This is a genomic window from Kutzneria sp. CA-103260 (assembly GCF_018263855.1).
In the GTDB taxonomy this organism is placed as follows: Bacteria; Actinomycetota; Actinomycetes; order Mycobacteriales; family Pseudonocardiaceae; genus Kutzneria.
In genome coordinates, this window is the sequence record NZ_CP073318.1 from 6,367,865 (window position 1) to 6,387,166 (window position 19,302).

13 protein-coding genes and 1 tRNA gene are annotated in these 19,302 nt (G+C 67.5%); 5 read left to right on the top strand and 9 right to left on the bottom strand.

Annotated features, from left to right (window positions below):
- The first annotated feature begins 35 nt into the window (after nucleotides 1-35).
- Both JJ691_RS27930 and JJ691_RS27935 read left to right on the top strand, forming a co-directional pair.
- Nucleotides 36-413, top strand: a complete 378-nt coding sequence (locus JJ691_RS27930) for an LLM class flavin-dependent oxidoreductase (protein WP_211762592.1) — start codon at nucleotides 36-38, stop codon at nucleotides 411-413.
- Nucleotides 414-451: 38 nt separating this feature from the next.
- Complete coding sequence (locus tag JJ691_RS27935; protein WP_211762593.1) at nucleotides 452-1,333, top strand: SGNH/GDSL hydrolase family protein; 882 nt, start codon at nucleotides 452-454, stop codon at nucleotides 1,331-1,333.
- 5 nt (nucleotides 1,334-1,338) lie between these two features.
- Here JJ691_RS27935 and JJ691_RS27940 read toward each other — a convergent pair whose 3' ends face one another.
- The 5 genes from JJ691_RS27940 to ectA all read right to left on the bottom strand — a co-directional run bounded on the left by JJ691_RS27940 (nucleotide 1,339) and on the right by ectA (nucleotide 5,498).
- Nucleotides 1,339-2,355: an alcohol dehydrogenase gene (locus tag JJ691_RS27940; RefSeq protein WP_249227060.1), complete on the bottom strand. Its 1,017-nt coding sequence runs from the start codon at nucleotides 2,353-2,355 to the stop codon at nucleotides 1,339-1,341.
- Nucleotides 2,356-2,468: 113 nt separating this feature from the next.
- Entirely contained in the window at nucleotides 2,469-3,359 is an 891-nt protein-coding gene (thpD, locus tag JJ691_RS27945; protein ID WP_211762595.1) for an ectoine hydroxylase, read from the bottom strand.
- Complete coding sequence (locus JJ691_RS27950) at nucleotides 3,356-3,757, bottom strand: ectoine synthase (protein WP_211762596.1); 402 nt, start codon at nucleotides 3,755-3,757, stop codon at nucleotides 3,356-3,358. The genes thpD and JJ691_RS27950 overlap by 4 nt, the downstream gene beginning before the upstream one ends.
- Nucleotides 3,754-4,998: a diaminobutyrate--2-oxoglutarate transaminase gene (ectB, locus tag JJ691_RS27955; RefSeq protein WP_211762597.1), complete on the bottom strand. Its 1,245-nt coding sequence runs from the start codon at nucleotides 4,996-4,998 to the stop codon at nucleotides 3,754-3,756. Before ectB ends, JJ691_RS27950 begins: the two co-directional genes overlap by 4 nt.
- Nucleotides 4,995-5,498 carry a diaminobutyrate acetyltransferase gene (gene ectA, locus JJ691_RS27960; RefSeq protein WP_211762598.1) on the bottom strand — a complete coding sequence of 168 codons (504 nt, stop codon included), beginning with the start codon at nucleotides 5,496-5,498 and terminating at the stop codon, nucleotides 4,995-4,997. Before ectA ends, ectB begins: the two co-directional genes overlap by 4 nt.
- 303 nt (nucleotides 5,499-5,801) lie before the next feature.
- Here ectA and JJ691_RS27965 point away from each other — a divergent pair, with 303 nt between their 5' ends.
- On the top strand, nucleotides 5,802-8,462 hold the full coding sequence (locus JJ691_RS27965) for an AfsR/SARP family transcriptional regulator (RefSeq protein WP_211762599.1): 2,661 nt from the start codon (nucleotides 5,802-5,804) through the stop codon (nucleotides 8,460-8,462).
- Between the two features lie 53 nt (nucleotides 8,463-8,515).
- A complete protein-coding gene (locus JJ691_RS27970) occupies nucleotides 8,516-9,715 on the top strand; it encodes a cytochrome P450 family protein (RefSeq protein ID WP_211762600.1) in 1,200 nt (399 codons plus the stop codon).
- Here JJ691_RS27970 and JJ691_RS27975 read toward each other — a convergent pair whose 3' ends face one another.
- Entirely contained in the window at nucleotides 9,716-10,738 is a 1,023-nt protein-coding gene (locus tag JJ691_RS27975) for a ferritin-like domain-containing protein (protein WP_211762601.1), read from the bottom strand. It lies immediately after the preceding gene.
- Nucleotides 10,739-10,857: 119 nt separating this feature from the next.
- On the opposite strand from JJ691_RS27975, the gene JJ691_RS27980 reads away from it, so the two are divergent.
- The gene (locus JJ691_RS27980; RefSeq protein WP_211762602.1) at nucleotides 10,858-11,532 is read left to right on the top strand and encodes a hypothetical protein; all 675 of its coding nucleotides are present in this window, start codon (nucleotides 10,858-10,860) and stop codon (nucleotides 11,530-11,532) included.
- A gap of 233 nt (nucleotides 11,533-11,765) precedes the next feature.
- Here JJ691_RS27980 and JJ691_RS27985 read toward each other — a convergent pair.
- The 3 genes from JJ691_RS27985 to JJ691_RS27995 all read right to left on the bottom strand — a co-directional run bounded on the left by JJ691_RS27985 (nucleotide 11,766) and on the right by JJ691_RS27995 (nucleotide 19,254).
- Nucleotides 11,766-11,860 (bottom strand) — tRNA-Val (locus JJ691_RS27985).
- A 484-nt stretch (nucleotides 11,861-12,344) separates the two neighbouring features.
- Entirely contained in the window at nucleotides 12,345-12,839 is a 495-nt protein-coding gene (locus JJ691_RS27990; protein WP_211762603.1) for a hypothetical protein, read from the bottom strand.
- A gap of 10 nt (nucleotides 12,840-12,849) precedes the next feature.
- A complete protein-coding gene (locus tag JJ691_RS27995) occupies nucleotides 12,850-19,254 on the bottom strand; it encodes an RHS repeat domain-containing protein (RefSeq protein ID WP_211762604.1) in 6,405 nt (2,134 codons plus the stop codon).
- Nucleotides 19,255-19,302 lie beyond the last annotated feature (48 nt).

A 19,302-nucleotide genomic window follows, 5' to 3' on the forward strand; every position in this document is an offset into this window, starting at 1 on the left:
ACCGGCGCCGGCCGCGGCCGACCTAGCATGCGGCGATGCGCATGCGGTTCCACTGGATTCTGCCGGCCGAGACCGATCCGGTGACGTTCTGCCGAACGGCCGAGGCGGCCGGCATCGACCAGGCGCTGCTGCCGGCGGCGTTCCAACGACCCGACCCGGTCGCACCGGCCACGCACATCGCCAGTGCCACCAAGGAGATCGGGCTGATGGTCTGCCCGCGCACCGACATGCGGTCGCCGACCCACCTGGTGCGGCAGGTGAACACGGTGTCAGCGGTGACCAACGGGCGGGTGAGCGTGGTCGGCGTGGCCTCACTGGCCGGTTCGGCGCGCGGGCCGAACCGGCTGGTGTGCCCGCCGCGGCTGAACTCCGCGTGTTTCGGCGGTGCCGCCCGGTTTCCGGGAGTACGGTGACGATCACTCGGCAGTCACGTACGAGCACGGGAGCGAAGTTGACACGACTTCTCGTCGCCGCCCTGGCCACGCTCGCTGCCGTCGCCACGGCCCCGGCGGCCTTCGCTTCCATCGGTCCGCTGCACGTGGTGGCCATGGGTGACTCGTACGCGTCGGGCACCGGCGCCGGCGACTACGAGGCCGGCACTGAGGGCAATTGCTGGCGCAGCGCCAACTCCTACTCGGAGCAGGTCGTCGCCCGGTTGCGGGCGCGGGGCACCAGCGTGCAGTTCACCAATGTCGCGTGCAGTGGCGCGGCGACTTCCGATCTGCACCAGGAGTTTCTGGGCCAGCCGCCGCAGCTGGACGCGTTGCAAGTGGACACCGCTATCGTGCTGCTGACCATCGGCACCAACGACATCGGCTACGCCGCGTACGGCGGGCTGTGCATCCAGGGCGACTGCTCCGGCGCGCCGACCCAGGCCATCACGGCCGAACTACCGGACATGGCCAAGAACCTGGCCCAGCTGTTCCGGGACATCCACGACCGCAGCCCGCACGCCAAGATCGTGCTGACGGGCTACGGCAGCCAGCTCACCGCCGGCCCGAACGCCGACGGCCAGCTCGACCCGATCTGCGACGCCGGCGTGTTCAGCCCGCAGGAACGGGCCCAGGGCAACGTTCTGGCCAGCCAGCTGGACAAAACGTTGCGTGACACCACCGCCCAGGCCGGGCCCGACACCGGGTACGTCAGCGAGTACGCCGCCGACTCCACCCACCTCGTCGACGCCTTCGCCGGACATTCGCTGTGCCAGGCCGGAACTCCGTTCTACCGCGGCTTCGACGCGCTGACCCCCGGCCAGGAGGGGCCGGATGCCGTGCTGCACCTGAACAAGGACGGCCAGTCCGCACTGGCCGACCTCGTGCTGAGCCAGGTCTGAGCCGATCAGCTGGTGGTGTCCAGCACCACCCGGAACCGGGCCGCGCCGGACATCATGTGCTCGTAGGCCTTCGGGGCCTCGGCCAGCGGCAGCACCTCGACCATCGGCCGAATTCCCTGCGCGGCGGCGAACTTCAGGTTGTCCTCGTTCTCGATCGACGTGCCGGTGAGGCTGCCCTTCACCGTGCGCGTGCCGAAGACCAGGTCAAGACCCTGCACGGACAGCGGATCGGCGGACGCGCCGACCACCAGCAGCTGGCCGCGCGGGGCCAGGCCGGCCACCAGCGGGGACATCGACGCCACGTTGGACGCGGTGGCCACGATGCCGGCGGCGCCGCCGAGGCGCTTGAGCGCGGCCGCGGGGTCCTTGACGGTGCTGTCGATGTAGTGGTGCGCGCCGAGTTCGGCGGCCAGCTGCGCCTTGTCGGTGCCGCGGGCGATCGCCGCCACCTCGTAGCCGAGCTTGTTGGCCTGCTGGACGGCCAGGTGCCCGAGGCCGCCGATGCCCTGGACCGCCACCAGCGCGCCGGGCCGGGCGTTGATCTCGCGGATCGCCGTGAAGACGGTGATGCCGGCGCACACCAGCGGGGCGGCGTCCACCGCGCGCAGCACGTCCGGCACCCGGACCAGGCCGCTGGCCTTGGCGTAGGCCACTTCCGCGTAGCCGCCGTCCACCGACATGCCGGTCCACGGCTGGTCAGCGCAGTTCACGAAGTCGCCGCGGCGGCAGAATTCGCACACCCCGCAGTGCCCGCCGAGAAAGCCGACGCCCACGCGGTCGCCGACCTGCCAGATCCGCACGCCCTCGCCGATCGCGTCGATCACGCCGACGATCTCGTGGCCCGGCACCACCGGCACGCTCGGGTCGGGCCGCTGGCCCTCGACCGTCACCGCGTCGGAGTGGCAGACGCCGTTGGCCTCCACCCGGATCCGCACCTGACCCGGCGCCGGGTCCACCAGTTCCCGTTCCACCAGCCGGAAGTCCCGCTTCCCGGTCACCTCGTACGCCCGATACGTGCTCACGGCCAGCTCCCCTTCGTTCATTGAAAATGACCGGTCGTCTCAGACCAACTATGCACCACCGCGCACCTGTGCGCCAACCGTGACCGTGGTCACGGCTGGCGCACAGGGGGAGCTCAGCCGAGCGGCGTGAAGTCCCGGCCGGCCACGAAGTCCGGCCGCGGCCGCGGCGCGCCGAACGGGTCGGTCAGGGCGTTGTCCACGCTGTTGAACACCAGGAAGACGTTCGACCGCGGGAACGGCGTGATGTTGCTGCCGGAGCCGTGCATGCAGTTCGAGTCGAACATCAGCGCCGACCCGGCCGGGCCGGTGAACTGTTCGATGCCGTGCGTGGTGGCCAGTTCGGTCAGCGCCTGCTGGCTCGGCACACCGATCTCCTGCTCCCGCAGGGACTCCCGGTAGTTGTCGTCCGGCGTCTCGCCCGGGCAGGGCACGAAGGTCCGGTGCGAGCCGGGCATCAGCATCAGCCCGCCGTTGTACGGGAAGTTGTCGGTCAGCGCGATGGACACACTCACCGCCCGCATCAGCGGCATGCCGTCCTCGGCATGCCAGGTCTCGAAGTCGGAGTGCCAGTAGAAGCCCTTGCCGGTGAAGCCGGGCATCAGGTTCACCCGGCTCTGGTGCACGTAGACCTCGGAGCCGAGGATCTGCCGCACCCGCCCCAGGATCCGCGGATCCCGGGCCAGCGCGGCGATCGGCTCGCTGATCTTGTGCACCTCGAAGATCGAGCGCACGGCGGCCGAGTCCTTCTCCACCACGGCCCGCTCGTCCCGGCGCACCGCCTCGTCGGCGCACAGCCGGGCCAGCTCCTGGCGCAGCGCCTGCACCTCGGCCGGGCTGATCAGCCGCTCGATGGCCAGAAAGCCGGAGCTGTCATAGGAATCCACCACCGCGTCGGGAATGGGCCCGGTGCCCGGCCCGGTCCAGACCACCGGCTCGGTCCGCGGGATCGGGCCGGCCGGCGCCCGGCCGCGGGTCGGATAGCGGTCGGTGACAGCGGTTGTCATGTCGGCAGCTCCTCACTGCGAATCAGTGGATACACCCCGTTCTCGTCGTGCACCTCGCGTCCGGTGACCGGCGGGTTGAACACGCACACGGTGCGGATGTCGGTGCGGGGCCGCACCTGGTGCCGCTCGTGCCCGTCGAGCAGGTAGAGGGTGCCCGGGCGGAGCTGGAAGACCTCGCCGGTCTCCTTGTCGGTCAGCTCGCCCTCACCCTCGACGCACAGCACCGCCTCGACGTGGTTGGCGTACCAGAAGTCGTTGACAGTGCCGGCTTTCAGCACGGTCTCGTGCATGGAGAAGCCGACCCCGTCGCCGGCCAGAATGATGCGCTTGCTGCGCCAGTTCGGGGTCACGACGTCGCGGTTGGTGCCGTCGAGGTCGTGCAGCGAGCGGACGATCACGCGGCCACCGCCCGCACCGCGTCGGCGAACACGTCCAGGCCCCGGGCCAGCTCGTCGTCGGTGATGGTCAGCGGCGGCATCAGCTTGGCCACCTCGCTGTCCGGCCCGGACGTCTCGACCAGCAGCCCGCGCTCGAACGCGGCCGCCGCCACCTGATTGCCCAGTTCGGTGCGCTGGAAGGCCAGTCCCCGGGCCAGCCCGCGGCCACGAGCCTCCACACCGTCCACGGTCTGGGTCAGCTCCAGCAGAGCCCGGCCGACCTGCTCGCCCTTGGCCAGCGTGCCCTTCTCCAGCGAGTCGTCGGCCCAGTAGTGCTCCAGCGCCGCCTTCGCCGTGACGAACGACGGGTTGACCCCGCGGAACGTCCCGTTGTGCTCGCCGGGCTCCCAGACGTCCAGGTCCGGGCGCATCAGCGTGAGCGCCATGGGCAGGCCGTAGCCGCCGATCGACTTGGACAGGCACACGATGTCCGGCGTGATGCCGGCGGCCTCGAAGCTGAAGAACGGCCCTGTTCGGCCGCAGCCCATCTGCACGTCGTCGACGATCAGCAGGATGTCGTGCCGGCGACACAGGTCGGCCAGCCCGGCCAGCCACTCGAAGCGGGCGGTGTTGATGCCGCCCTCGCCCTGCACCGTCTCCACGATCACCGCGGCCGGGCGGTTCAGGCCGCTGCCTTTGTCGTCGAGCAGCCGCTCGAAGTACAGGAAGTCCGGGTACTGGCCGTCGAAGTAGCTGTCGTAGGGCATCGGGGTGGCGTGCACCAGCGGAATGCCGGCCCCGCCGCGTTTCATCGAGCCGCCGCTGACCGACAGCGCGCCCAGGGTCATGCCGTGGAAGGCGTTGGTGAAGTTGACGACCGCCTCACGGCCGGTCACCTTGCGGGCCAGCTTCAGCGCGGCCTCGACGGCGTTGTTGCCGGCCGGACCGGGGAACTGAACCCGGTAGTCCAGGTCCCGGGGCCGCAGCACCAGTTCCTCGAAGGTCTCCAGGAACTCGCGCTTGGCCACGGTGTTCATGTCCAGCGAGTGCACGACCCGGTCGGCCGCCAGGTACTCCAACAGCGGCTGCTTGAGCAGCGGGTTGTTGTGGCCGTAGTTGAGCGCTCCCGCGCCGGCGAAGAAGTCGAGGTACTGCCGGCCCTGCTCGTCGCTCAGCGTGCTGCCGACGGCCTGGTCGAACACCACCGGCCAGGACCGGCAGTAGCTGCGCACCTCGGATTCGAGGGTGTCGAAGATGCTCACGATGAGTCCCTTGGATTGTTCGGCCACGGTCCGATGCGGTACAGCTGCTCGGCCTCGTGCTCGTCCGGAAAAAGCTCGGGAGTGAACAGCGCGGAGCGCGCCAGTTCGACGTCGTGGGCCCGGGCCAGCGAGGTGAACAGGCGAATAGAGGCGTCGTTGGCCGGGGCGATGGTCGTTTCCAGGAACCGGGGCCGCACCCGACCGACGAGTTCGTCGAGCATCGCCCGGGCCAGGCCACGCCCCCGGTGCGACTCGGCCACCGCGACCTGCCACACCATCAGCGTGTCCAGGCCATCCGGGCGCCGGTACCCCGACACGAACCCGACGGCGCCGGCCGCGCCGCGGGCCACCGCCGAGGTGTCCGCGAAATCCCGCGTCCACAACAGATAGGCGTACGACGAGTTGAGATCGAGCACCGCCGAATCGCGGGCGAGACGCCACAGCTCACGACCGTCCACCGGGGACGGCCGTTCGATTGCCACCTGATCGCTGTCGAGCATTCGACCGAACGTAGCAGCGAATTCGAAAGGAGAACACAGTGGCTTGTGATTCGGATCACAAATGTTGCGGGTTTATTTCATACATTCGTTGGGGCCGACCGGAAACGAATTCGCACTGCGACGGTGGTCACATCGTCCGTTGTGGACGGTGGTTTGCCGCGGCCGGATAACGGGAATCGCGCGCGCGTTGACTGCCGCTGCCCCAGGGCCCCGACTCCCTGGGGCAGCGGGACGGGCCGCCTCCCGTCCGCGACGAGCGTGCCGGATCGAGCTTGCAAGGACCCTTCACGTACCTTGCCGGTGGTGACGGTTCGGTTCCGGCTGCTCGGTGAGATCCGGGTGCTGCGCGACGACCAGCCCGTGGATATCGGGCACCGGCGGCTACGCTGCCTGCTCGCGGCGCTGCTGGTGGACGTCGGCCGGGTGGTGCCGCTGGACACCCTGGTGGACCGGATGTGGCGCGAGCAGGCCCCCGGCCGTCCGCGCGACACGCTGTACACCTACATGTCCCGGCTGCGGACCGTGCTGGCCGGCATCGAGAACGTCGGCCTGGCCCAGCGTTCCGGCGGCTACGTGCTGACCGCCGATGCCGATTCGGTTGATTTGCACCGTTTTCGCCGGCTTCGGGCCGAGGCCACGGCGGCCGGCGACGACGCCACGATGGCCGACCGGCTGAGCCGGGCGCTGGCCGAGTGGGACGGGGAACCGTTCGCCGGCACGACCAGCGACTGGCTCGACGAGCAGCGCACCCTGCTGACCACCGAGCACCTTGCGGCCCGGCTGGACTTCGCCGAGGTGCGGCTTCGACGTGGCGAACACGCTGGCGTGCTGGCCGCGCTGGCGGCATTGGCTGCGGAGCATCCCCTGGACGAACGGTTGAGCGGACTACTCATGCTCGCCCTGGGCCGCAACGGCCGCCAGGCCGAGGCGTTGCGGGAGTACGACCGGATCCGCCGGCTGCTGGCCGAGGAGCTGGGCACGGATCCCGGTCCGGCGTTGCAACAGCTGCACCGGCAGGTGCTCGCCGGCGAGATCGCCCTGCCCGACCAGTTCCCGGTACCGCACCAACTGCCCGGTGTCGGCCGCTTCGTCGGGCGGTCGGCCCTGCTGGCGGCGCTGGACCGACCGTCCACAATGGTGACTGTGCTGCACGGGCCGGGCGGCATCGGCAAGACCCAGCTGGCGCTGGAATGGGCCCACCGCAACGCCGAGCGCCATCCCGACGGGCAGCTGTTCGTCGACCTCAGGGGATTCGCCGCCGCCGGCGAGCCGATGGCCGCCCAGGTGGCCGTGCGGGGCTTCCTGGACGCCTTCGGCGTCGCGCCGGCGCGGATCCCGGTCGGCTTCGACGCGCAGGTCGGGCTGTACCGGAGCCTGGTCGCCGGTCGACGCTTGCTCATCGTGCTGGACAACGCGGTCGACACCGCGCAGGTGGCGCCCCTGCTACCCGGCACGCCGACGTGCACTGTGCTGGTCACCAGCCGGGATCGGCTGCCCGGCCTGGTCACCGCGCACGGGGCCCGTGCGCTGGCCGTGGACGTGCTCACTGCGGAGGAGTCCCGGGAACTGCTGACCGGTCGGGTCGGCTCGGCCGAACCCGTTGCGGTGCAGGACTTGTTGTCCCGCTGTGGCGGTTTCCCGCTGGCGCTGAGCATTGTCGCCGGGCGGGCCGAGGCGCAGCCCGACTTCCCGCTGGCGGTGCTGGCCGACGAGTTGCGGGAGTCCGGTTTGGACGCCCTCGACGACGCCGACCCGGCCGCCAGCCTGCCCGCGGTGCTGGCCCGCTCGTACGTCGCGCTGCCACCGGAGCAGGCGAAGGTGTTCGGGCTGCTGGGTTTGGCCCCCGGCCCCGATATCGGCCTGGCCGCCGCGGCCGCCCTCACCGGCCTGCCGCCGGCCCGGACCCGATCCGTTCTCCGCGCCCTGCAACGGGTTTCGCTGCTGCACCAGGACGTGCCGGATCGCTGGCGGCTGCACGACCTGATCGCCCTGTACGCCGCCGACCAGGCCGGCTCCGATGACGTGGCGCTGCGCCGTCTGGTCGACTCCTGTGTCCGCACCGCCTGCGGCGGCGACCACCTGCTCGACCCGCATCGGCAGCCGATCGAGGTTGAGCCTCTTCTGTTGCCGGACAAGGACTCCGCACTGGCATGGTTCACCGCCGAGCACGCCTGTCTGCTCGCCGCTCTGCAATTGGCGGTCCGCCGCGGCTGGCATCTGGAGGTGTGGCGGCTGGCCTGGGCGTTGACGACCTTCCATCGCCGACAGGGGCATCTGTCGGTGAATCTGGACTGCTGGCTGCTCGCGCTGGACGCCGCCGACCAGGTCGGCGATCCCGGGCTGCGGCAGCGCACCCACCGGCTGCTCGGGCGGGCCTTCGCCCGGGTCGGCTCGAACGCCCGGGCGCTGTTCCATCTCCGGCAATCACTGGAACTCGCCGAGGACGTGCCGGAGCGGGCCCATTCCCACATCGCGCTGGCGCGCGCCTTGGCACGGGCCGGCGACGACGAGCAGGCCCTCAGCCACGCCACCGACGCCCTTGCGCTGTACCGGGAACTAGCCGCGCCGGCGTGGGAAGCCACTGCCCTCAACGAGATCGGCCTGATCAGCGCCCGGGTCGGCAAGCTCGACGACGCCCGTCTCGCCTGCGAGGCCGCGCTGCTACTGCACCGTGAACAGGGCAATCGGGACGGAGAGGCCAACACACTCGACAACCTCGGCCGCCTCGGCTCCGACGTGGCGGCGGTGCGGCACTATGAGCAGGCGTTGGCGCTGTACCGGGAGCTCGGCAACACCCACGACGAGGCCGACACACTCGACCGATTGGCCGAACGGCACCTGGGCCTCGGCGACCGCGCACGGGCCTCAGCACGGTGGCGGGAGGCGTTGGCCTTGTACCAGGCCCAGTTCCGCGACGCCGACAGTGACCGCGTGCGACGCCGACTCGGATCGTTCGGACGATAAACCGTATTCGCACGGACGATGACGGCGGCGTTTTTCCGGGGCAGCATGGCCGCATGTACTCCCTCGACATCGACGGCGCCGACATCCCCGGCGAGGGCGCCCGGCTGCGGGACGCCGGTTCCGCCGTGCCGGTGGAACTTCCCGGCGGCGTGCGGGTCTGGGCCGTGCCGCACCTGGAGACGCTGAAGTCGCTGCTGCTGGACCGTCGGGTGTCGAAGGATCCCGAGCTGCACTGGGCCGCGTGGCGGGCCGGCGAGATCGCCGCCGACTGGCCGCTGCGGATCTGGGTGTCGGTGCGGAACATGTTCACCGCCTACGGCCGGGACCACCAGCGGCTGCGGTCGCTGGTGGCCAGCGGCTTCACCGCCCGGCGGACCGCCGCGCTCCGGCCGTGGATCGAGCAGATCACCGCCTCGTTGCTGGACGATCTCGCCGCGCACGGTCCCGTGGCAGACCTGCGGGCCCGGTTCGCCTATCCGCTGCCGGTCGCCGTGATCTGCCAACTGTTCGGCGTGGCCACGGAACGCCGGGACGACCTGCGCCGCGTCGTCGACTCCGTGTTCGACACCACCCGGAGTCCGGCGGAGGCGCAGGCCAGCGCCGAGCAGATGTACCGCATCTTCACCGATCTGGCCGCCGACAAGCGGGCCCATCCGGCCGACGACCTGACCACCGCCATAATCGAGGCTTCCTCGGATCGTCACGAGCGGCTGACCGACGCGGAGGTCGTCGACACCCTCATCCTGCTGCTGACCGCCGGCCACGAGACCACCGTCAACCTGCTCGACCAGGCCATCACCGCGCTGCTCACGCATCCGGCACAGCTGGCCCAGGTCCGCTCCGGTGAGCGCACCTGGTCCGAGGTGGTCGAGGAAACCCTGCGCTGGCAAGCTCCTGTGCCCTATCTGCCGCTGCGCTACGCCGTCGAGGACATCGACCTCGGCGACGTGGTCATTCCCGAAGGTGACGCCATTCTCGCCGCCTACGCCGCCGCCGGCCGCGACCCCGCCGTGTTCGGCGGCACCGCCGACGACTTCGATCTGGGCCGTGAGCTCAAGCAGCACATCTCGTTCGGGCACGGCATCCACCACTGCCTCGGCGCGCCGCTGGCCCGTATGGAGGCCACCATCGCCCTGGAGGCCCTGTTCACCCGCTTCCCCGATCTGTCGCTGGCCGTGCCGGCTGGGGAGCTGACCCACATGCGTTCGTTCCTCTCCAACGGGCACGAGGAACTGCCGGCGCGGCTGGGCTAGCTAGGCCCGATGCTCCGGCGGCACGTACTCGAAGCTCGGGCCGGCGGTGGTTCTCCCTTGCCCCGTCGGCATCTTCATCAGGGCCTGGGCCTGCCCCTTGAGCTTGTACATCTGGCGCACCGCCGGTCCCATCTGCGCCGGGTTGCCGTTGAAGGTCTCCTCCAGCATCGCCAGCAGCACGCAGTAGGTCGTGTTGAACTCGTGCTGCGCCAAGCGGATCTGACTGCCCACTGGATGATCCTCGGCGCGCGGGTTGCGTCCCATCGGCAGCACCCCGTCGAAGTCGACGCCGATGACCTCGCCCGTCGGCCCCGACTGCGGCGTGTCCCCGGCCTGGTAGCGGCGGCCGTGCTTGAGTTCCTGGAAACGGTAGTAGTGCGCCACTTCCGCGCGCTCCGGGTGGAAGACGTCCCGGTCGCCGTCCCACACGTCCGTCCGGGCCGCCCCTTCTCCCTGCTCGACGATCTCCGCCAACGCCGCCAGCGCCGACTTGAGATCGTTGACCGGCATGACTTTCCCGCCGCCGCCGTGGAAGTGCATCTCGCCCACCTGCCGCCCCGGGTCGCCCCGGAACACCTGTTCCTCCCCCAGTTTCTCGCACAGCCCGCGGATCCCCGCCTCGATGGCCGCGTAGAACTGTCCGATCGTCCGGTACCCGTCCGCCTGCAGCGGCGCCTCCGCCGACGCCGGCTTTTCGATGTGCAGGAACAGGTCCAGCGCCTCCGGGCCGAACGGCACCAGCTGCACCAGCACCGATCCGTCACTGTGCGGCAGCGGGTACGGGTACTCCGGCAGCATTTCCTTCGCGTCCAGCCGCGGCCGGCCGCCCACCGCGTTCAGCAGGTTCGCGGCCAGCGCCAGGTGCAGCATCTCCTCGACGAACACGCTCCCGATCACCCGCGCCGCCTCCGGGTTCCGGTCCCCGTCCAGCGAGTACAGCGCGCACAGGTACGGCGGGATCGTCGAGTGCTCAAGTTCGATCGCCCACTGCAGATGTCGGCGAAGATCGTCCAATGTGTCCATGCCAGCCAAGACCGGACAAGCCCACGAGTTGTGACATCTCATGTCCCAACGGGCCCCAGATTCCCGCCCCTCAGGTCGCTCCGCTTGCCGGCCGCCCGACGTCGGTTTAGACAGTCCCCATGGAGCTGTCCCCCGTTCTGGCCGAACGCGCCGAGATCGGCGCCTACGCCGACTTCGCCGGCGGCGCCCCCGCCGACGTGCTGTCCCACCTGGGAATCCGCACCCTGAACGCCGGCTCCGTGCAGGCCCTGGCCGTCCGCGCCGATTCTTCGTGCTTCTTGAACAGGGCCGGCGGCTTCGGCGGCGACACTCCCGTCACCCTCGACCTCGTCGCCGCCGTCTGCGACTTCTTCCGCTCCTCCGGCGTCTCCGCCGGCTCCATCATGATCGCCCCGTCCGAGCTGCCCTCCTCGTGGCCCTCCATCGCCGCCGAGCTCAACCTCACCGAGGGCTCCCGCTACGTGAAACTCGGCTGTCCCGTCTCCGACGTCCTCGTCTCGCCAGCCGACAGTTCCCTGCGCATCGGCCCTGTCGACGCCGCCCGGTCCACCGCTTGGGCCACCACCATGATCAGCGCCTTCGGCATGGACGAGACCTTGATCCCCATGGCCGCCTCCACCGTCGGCCGCCCTGCCTGGCGCTCCTACGCCGCCTGGTCCTCCGACCACCTCGTCGCCACCGGCAGCCTCTTCATTCACGGCCCCTACGCAGACATGTTCGGCGGCGCCACCCTCCCCTCCTTCCGCCCCCTCTACACCCGCACCACCTGGACCTGGCACAACAAGCAGAGCTGACCGCTTCGGCATAGGAAAAACAAAGGGCCAAGGGAAGCACCCCGGCCCGCAATGGCGCAGCCGAGCCCCCAACCGCGATGGCGCAGCCGAGCCCTAACGCGATGGCGCAGCCGAGCCCGCCCGGGGGCGTGGGGGCGGAGCCCCCACATCGGGGGTCTGGGGGTCGCCCCCCAGATACGAAGGACCCACGACAAGGCCCGCGCTCTCCGCGGGCACACGTGTCCCAGAGTGGGTGGGCGCAGCAGGTTTCGAACCTGCGACCTTCCGCTTGTAAGGCGGAATTTCTCCGCTATCCACGTCCTCTACCTGCAACTATAACAACACGCCCCGCCTCAGGAGCAACTAGAACAACACCGATACACCCTGCCTCGCCCCACGACTCGTGCCACACCGACGGCTCTGACACAGCCTAGATCTGCCGATCTCGACAAGGGCGATTCCACCACACACAGAATTGCCACAACCAATCTCCCTCAAGCTCAATACAATCCAGAAATTGCAATTTAAGCAGAGCGTCACCACAAAATACACAAGCGACAAGATCGTAATATTCCAACCCCGGTTAGGGCGAGCACATTGGAACACGTTGATCCAGTTGTCCACAGTACCGTCGTATATTCCAAGTCACAGGCCACTTTCGCGACCAGTTTCCCGGTCGCGATCACCATCTACATAGCCTCAACCCGGCTTGGAACCGTAGACCGAACCGCTACCGATCGCCATCCTCTCGAATCGAAAGTTCCCCATCCAAGAAGTCTAACACTTCCCAAGATACTCTATCCGCCCATCAAAAAACCAAAAAGTACTCACAACTAATCTCCAACCAAGGGATTCAACCAAACCGAGCCAATTTCAAGATTGACAATCCCCAAGCCAACACCGGTTGCAATCAGCACAATCTCATCCTCAACCAATCCGTGAGGCGCAACGCGAGCCCACCCCGTCAAGGAATCGAACGTGGTACCCCACTCATTCACGGCGGCAATTTCCAACGCAACCCCGGCAGACATTATCGAGCCCACATCAATAACGACCTTACCTTCACGAACAGGAACCCGAAGAGCTACCGACCCCTCCCGCCATTTCACATCAGGATGCAGCCCCCACACATAGAGAGCGGACATAGACTCGATGTCAACCTCTATCTGAAGCGTCCCAACAGCCAAGCTGGCCACACCATGATGCCCCACTTTTTCAGCCAGACCCGACACATCGTCCACCTCAAAGCGAAACGAGTACTCACTACGCGAATAGTACAGTGTGCCAGAAAGGGCTTCGCCGTCTCGAACTGAGACTTTAATCGACATAGCACACCTTTTATCTATTCGGGTTCTTAAACTGAAAGTGAAGAACTTTCTTGTTTACTACATCGACAACGAGCTCCCAAACGCCCGCACGCCCATTGAGACCGCCGGGAACGTCCCATCTCAGGGCACCTGGAACACCTCCAGGATCGGCCACAGGCTTCACAGCATCCATAATAGCCTGGATTGTCGACCTCGAATCATTATACGGCCTGGCAAAGTCACCACTCTTCTTGAGTTCGAAACTGTGGTCAGCTACGGTCTTACTCAAGGTGAGCTCGGTAGCGTCGATACCTGACCCACCAGAAGCCGCCTTACTCTCAGCTGCCACGCTTTGGGCGGCCTTGCCAGAATCATCAGCCACCACACCCGCTTTTCCGGCATTGCCAGCCATAGCCGCAGCTTTTGCGGCATCGGCGGCGGCTTGAGCAGCCTTCGCGGCGTCAGCAGCAGCTTGGGCAGCCTTAGCAGCCGCAGCAGCTGCTTGAGCCGCTCTCTCCGCATTAGCGGCAATCCGAGCAGCATCTATCGCGGCTTCCAAGAACTTTAAAGGCTTCAGCAAAGGTATAGCATTAACTAAGGTCCAGGCACAGCCGGCACCATCACCATCGGCGACGCAATGCTTTAAGTCAACAGCACCGAGAACAAGTGCCGGAACATACAAGTAATCCTTGAGCTGGGTCCAGATAGGCTTCTTTGACTCGGCTATGTAGACGCGCCCCTTAGCAGCCTGAACCTTCTCGGGGAACTCACCGCAGGCTCGCCTGCCAGGACAAGACGAGACAGAGGTGTCGTCATCACCACCGCCACCGGAGCCCGCAGACGGCGCGCCATCACCTCCGGCAGGACCATTGCAGTGATGGCCATTGCCAAAGTTCTCGGCATCGCCATCGCACCCCATCAACCCAGACGGGTCGCTTCCGGTGACCGGATCGTTGCCGGCGTAGTCGTAGCCGTTCAGCTGATTCGGGTCCCCGGCCTCCAACACGGGGTCGACGGAGAGGAAGCGGCCGTTGGCCGGGTTGTACTCGCGAGCGCCCAGGTTCTCCAACTGCGTAGCGGGATCGGGCAGGCCGCCGACATAGCCCAGGCCGCTGGGCCACAGACTGGGCGCGGTGCCGCGGGTCTGCCCGAAGGGCAGGAACTGACGCCGAGTGAGAGCCTGCGAATCCTCGTCGAGGGTGAGCTGGTCGGTGCCCTGCCGGTCGGGAACGAGGTACTGCTGGTTCCCGTCACCGACGCGGCATGCGATGGTCTGGCCGTTGATGGTGTAGTACCGCGTCGTGGTGACAGTGTTGGTGGCCTTGTTCAGCACGATCTGCTGATCACCGACGAACAACGTGGTCTGGCCGGGATCACGACGCACCACCAGGTTGCCGTCGGCGTCATACACGTACGAACTGCCACCACTGCTGGTGGTGTCGGTCGCGAGCTTGCCCTGATCGGTCCACGTCAGCGACTGATCCCCCGTCGCCCCGCCCGTGATCTGCTTGGTGTTGCCAGCCTCGTCATAGGTGTAAGACGCAGTCTGAGTCGAGGCCTTCGGCCCCGTCGCGGTGGTGTTGGTCAACGTGTGCGACTGGGCGCTGCCAGCCGTTGGGTAGTTGTACGTCGTACTGGTGTCCGCTGAGGTGTTGCCGGACGTGTCATGGTCAACCTGCGTCGCCCGGTTGCCGGCCGCGTCGTAGGTCCACGACTGCCAATACGGACTAGGACCACCAACCGTCGAAGAAGCACCGGGCTTCGGAGTCGACGCACAACTATCCAGCGACGTCCACGCGGCGGACAGCCGGCTCGCGTAGTCGTAGGCGAAGCACTGCTGGTCGGTGACCACGCCACCGTTCTGCTTGTCGGTGGTGCCAACGACGAGACCGGCGCCCTGGGACACGGAGCTGTTGGAGAAGCTGTAGGTGAGATCGTCGACCGGTGCGGACGAGGTCTTCGACGCGAAAGTCTGTACCTCGTTGAGAGCCTGGGTCTGCGGGTCGTAGCCCAGGTTGACCTGGATCTGCCCGCCGTTGGTGGGCAAGGTGTACTGCTTGGGCTGGCCCAGCTCGGAGTACCCGATTGCGCCGACATAGATGGCCGACAGGCCTCCGATGGAGTCCAGCCCGATCGCTTCACCGAACGTGTCGTAGTGGTTGCGCACCAACTCGGACGGCATGTCAGCCGTCTTCGGCTCGATGGTGGAGCTCAGGCTCCCGGTCGGCGTGTAACCCCAATCGGTCTCCAGCCCGTCCGAGGGAATCAGCGTGGTTCCCTCGCCGACGAGTGTGGCTGTCACGCTCTCTGGCTTGCCGAGGTTGTCGTAGTCACTGACGGTGGTGCTGTAGACGTCACCGCCGGAGTACGAGGTCGACGACGTCGGGTAGCCGACCTTCGGCGAGTCGTACGTCCACCCGGCAGTCTTATTGGTCTGTGACAGCGTCGACGTGCTGGTGGTGTCGTACGTGGCCGTCTTACGGCCGTCCTCGTCGTAGACGATGGTGCTCTGCTTGCCCCGGGCGTCGGTCACGGTCTTCAACTGGCCGACACCGTCGTAGGTGTTGACCGTGGTGCCGGCGTCCGGGTCCTGGATGACGATCTGGTGCCCGGCCAGGTCGTATTTGTAGGACCAGGTGTTGCCGGCCGGGTCGACGATGCTCGCGTTTTTCCCACTGGGGTAGAAGGTGTAGTGGGTGTGGTCGTAGTCCGACGGCGCGGCCGTGAGCGGGTCCGGGGTGACGCCGGCGTGGTATCGGTACACGTCGGTGGTGTTGCCCCGCGCATCCGTGAACGCCGTCGTCGCGGCGTCGCCGGTGGGCGGTGTGGTGGTCACCGTGTTTCCGCCGTAGGCGTACGTGGTCTGCCAGGTCTGGACGGCAAGGTGGTTCGCGACGCTGGCGATCTTCCTGCCGGCGCCGTCATAGGAGATTCCCGTCGCGGATGGGACCTTGTCCGCCTGCGCCTGCATGTAGGTCTGGGAAATCGGGTCCGAGTTGAAGTACGGGTCGGTGGTTTCCGACACCAGCCCGTTGGTGTTGTACACGGTGTCGCTGATGACGCGGCCATTGTCCGGCGTCTGTGTCTGCGTTTCGCGGGCCCGCAACTTCGAGTCGTAGAGGGTCTCCGACGTGCGGTAGCTGCCGTCGTCGTTGAGCGTCTGCGTGGTGACGACCGATGGCGCGTTGTTGGCCACCGTGTACGAGTACTTGACGGCGGCGGTAATTCCCGGCTTGTTCACGACGAGCCGGCGGCCGAGCGCGTCGTAGGTCGCGCTGGTGACGTAGCCGGCGGGATCGGTTGCGCTCAGCGTCAGATCGCGCAGCGGGTCGAGCGTCGTCTTCGTCTTGTGCGCCTTCGGGTCGGTCACCACGATCGACGTCGGCTCCGCACCGGCCGCCGGGGTGTAGTCCGTCTTCGACGTGTGGTTGTTGGCGTCGGTCACCGTCAGCGTGCGCCCGTACTGGTCCACAGTGGTCGTGGTCGTGTTGTACTGCGGCACGCCGCCGCTGTAGGTGACTTGCTGCTGGGCCTGTGTCACATCGCCAATAGAGGGCGGTGTGGTGAGATCGGTTGCGCCGTCATAGAACGTGCGGGTGTCAGTAACGGTGTCGTCGGGGGTGGCGTCCCGCGCCCCACAGCTCATCGCGAGGACCTTGACCTCCGACACCTTGTCGAGAATGAACGTCTTCGACGAGGTGTTGTCGTCGTAGGTCGTCGTGCTGCACAGGTCGTCGCTGGTCGTAGACAGGTCGCCGTGGTCGTTGGACTGTGTGACCCGGCCGTACTGGTCGTGGGTGTAGTCGGTTTCCGTCTTGCGGACGGTGCCGTCGGCCAAAGGCGTGTAGACCCTGGTGTCCGCGGTCCCCGTCTGGAAGGCCTGTAGTGGCGGAAGTCCGGTGAGGGCGTGGGTTGCCGTTGGCGCGGACGACCATGGATCGGCGACGGTGTCAGAGACCACCGCGGAGCCGTTGAAGACCTGGGTCTCGTAGGTCATGCCGGAGAACTGGTCGGAGTCCGTGACCGGCGGGTCGCCGCGGGAGTCCGAGACGTGACTGGGACGGGTTGCGTTGCCGGGCAGGGTGTCGCCGTCCATGCCCTGGAAGTAGGTGTACTGCGTCTTCATCACCGGGTCGGACTCGACGACGCCGCCGGTTTGGACGATCATCCCCTGGTAGCCACGCCACTGGTTCCAGGTCCTCTGGTTAACCGGTGTGGTCGGGGTGAGCGGGTTGTCGTCGTAGTGCCAGGCCGCGTCCCCCACCGGAATGTAGGTGGTCGTGGACTGATGGTTGGTGCCACCGCCGGTCGGGTCGTCCGAGTCGACCGAGTGCACGGTGTACTTGGCGAACCAGTCAATGATCGGGTCCGTCGCACCCGGCGGCGTCCAGAACGCCGGATAGCACGTGGTCGTGTTGTGCGCCGGGTCGGCAGGCGGTGTGCCGCAGGCGGTGTTGTAGTTGACCGTGATCTTCTCGCCGGTCTCGGTCACGATGTTCTGCAGGCGTTGCCGAGTGATCGACGGGCGATCCTTATTGGCGTTGACGCGGTTCGGGAGCCCAGTGCCCACGAAGGTGATAGGCGGCAGGTCGATGGCCGAAGTGGAGCCGCTGCTCGAGGTGTCCTGCCCGGTGCGTTTGATCGAGTCGAGCCAGAGCGACGGGGTCGTGTCGGAGTTCGTCGCCGGGAAGCTGTGCGACAGCGACCACTGGTCGACCGGCTGCTCGGTCGAGCCGACCAGGGCGAGGGTCTGGATCGAGGACAGCATGTACGTGGAGTAGAAGGTCGGCGCCTGAGCCGAGCAGTCCACGCTGGCCTTGCAGTCCAGGTCCTTGGGGACGTCGGGCCAGTCCTGGGTGGTGATGTTGTCCGAATTGGACGGATCGGCGCACTGCGCCAACTTGCACCGACCGGACGAGTTGAACGCAACCTCGGCCGCGGGCTGGCTAGAGTAGACCTGGCCGTCGCGCTGGCCGTAGAGGATCTTGGTGAGTCGGCTCGCGCGGTCGTAGACGGTGTCGGCCTTGGTCCCCAGGTTACGTGCGTAGTAACCCGGCTCGACGCTGTAGAAGTAGGACAGCGCGTCGGAGTGGGCGTCGACGACGTAGTCCAGGTTCCACCGGTAGGGCTGCGAGCAGTAGGAGTTGGCGAACGTCGCGTTGTAGCAGGGCTGATCCGCGGCAGTCGCGTAGACGGGCACGCTCAGCACCGAGTTGGTGGTCGGGTACTTGGTCGCATCCCCCGCCGTCCAGCCGGGGAGCTTGTTGAGACCGAAGTAGTAGACAGTGCCGTCCGCGGTGGCGACGATCCACCGCTCGCCCGCATCTCCCTGCGCCGGGACATGCGTGACCCGCTCGTTCGAGTCACCCTGCGAGTGGTAGACGTCCTTCTGGGTGTTGTCGGGGACGAGCGTCGTGGTCTGACCTCCCAGTGAGAGCGTCAGCGTGTTGTTCGGCGACCAGCACTCGTCCCAGGTCTGCGTGGTGCCCTTGGGGTTCTGGTGGCACGACTGGTAGGACCGCTCGATGAAACCTGGCTCGTACGACCAGCCGTCGCCGATCCAGGACGCCTGGTTGTTGGTCGAGGAGGAGAGTCCGTCCACCGCCTGGGAGTTGTAGCTCAGGCCCAGCTTCGGCGTCAGGCCGCCAGGAACGGCGGGGGTCTGCATCTGGTACGACCAGGAGAACGCGTCCGAGGCGCCGCCGGCCTCCCACGAGCCCGAGGGCTTCAGCGACGTCGCGGAGAAGTCGCCACCACCACCGCCGGTCGCGGCCATGGCCTCTAGGACCATGGACTTGTCGGCGGCCGGCACGGCGACGTCGGCCGACACCGTTGTCGTCTTCACGTTGTTGGTCGACGCAAGCGGTGTCTGCGTGCGGCACTGGGGCAGGTCGGGGGTGGTGAGTGCGCACTCGGGTAGCTGCACGAGCATCAGACGCGCCGCCCAGTCAGCGCCGCCCGCGTCCCGGAACTGGTTGTAGTTCACAGCGACATTGGTGGTCACGGCCCCAGGTGAATGGTCCGTGCGCTGCACCGACACCACGAGACCGGCGGTCCCCGCCGGAGCGGGCTTCACGGCGACGTGCGCGGTGGCGGGTGCCGTGGCGGCTTTAGCCGATGCGCCGCCAGCCTTCGCCGGCCCGAAGGACACCGGCAGTGAGTCCCCGGCTACGGCTGAGGATTTGGCTGTGGTGGCGGCACCGAGTGCCATGTCGGAGCTGCCCGATGGCCAGGTGACCTTGCTGGGCTGCCAGGCCGGCATCGCCTTCGGCTGCGTGTAGTGGCTGGCAACTTGGTGGACCGGGACCGACTGGTCCTTGGGTGCCGGTGGTGCCGAGAACGACGGGGTCGCGGCCAGCGCGGGCGGCGGCACGTCCGTGAGGGTGCCGGCGACCAGCCCTGCCACAGATGCGATTGCGACCAGCAGGTGACGCATCGGTCTACGTCTGACAGCAGCACGAAACCCGTGCACTGCACGACCCCC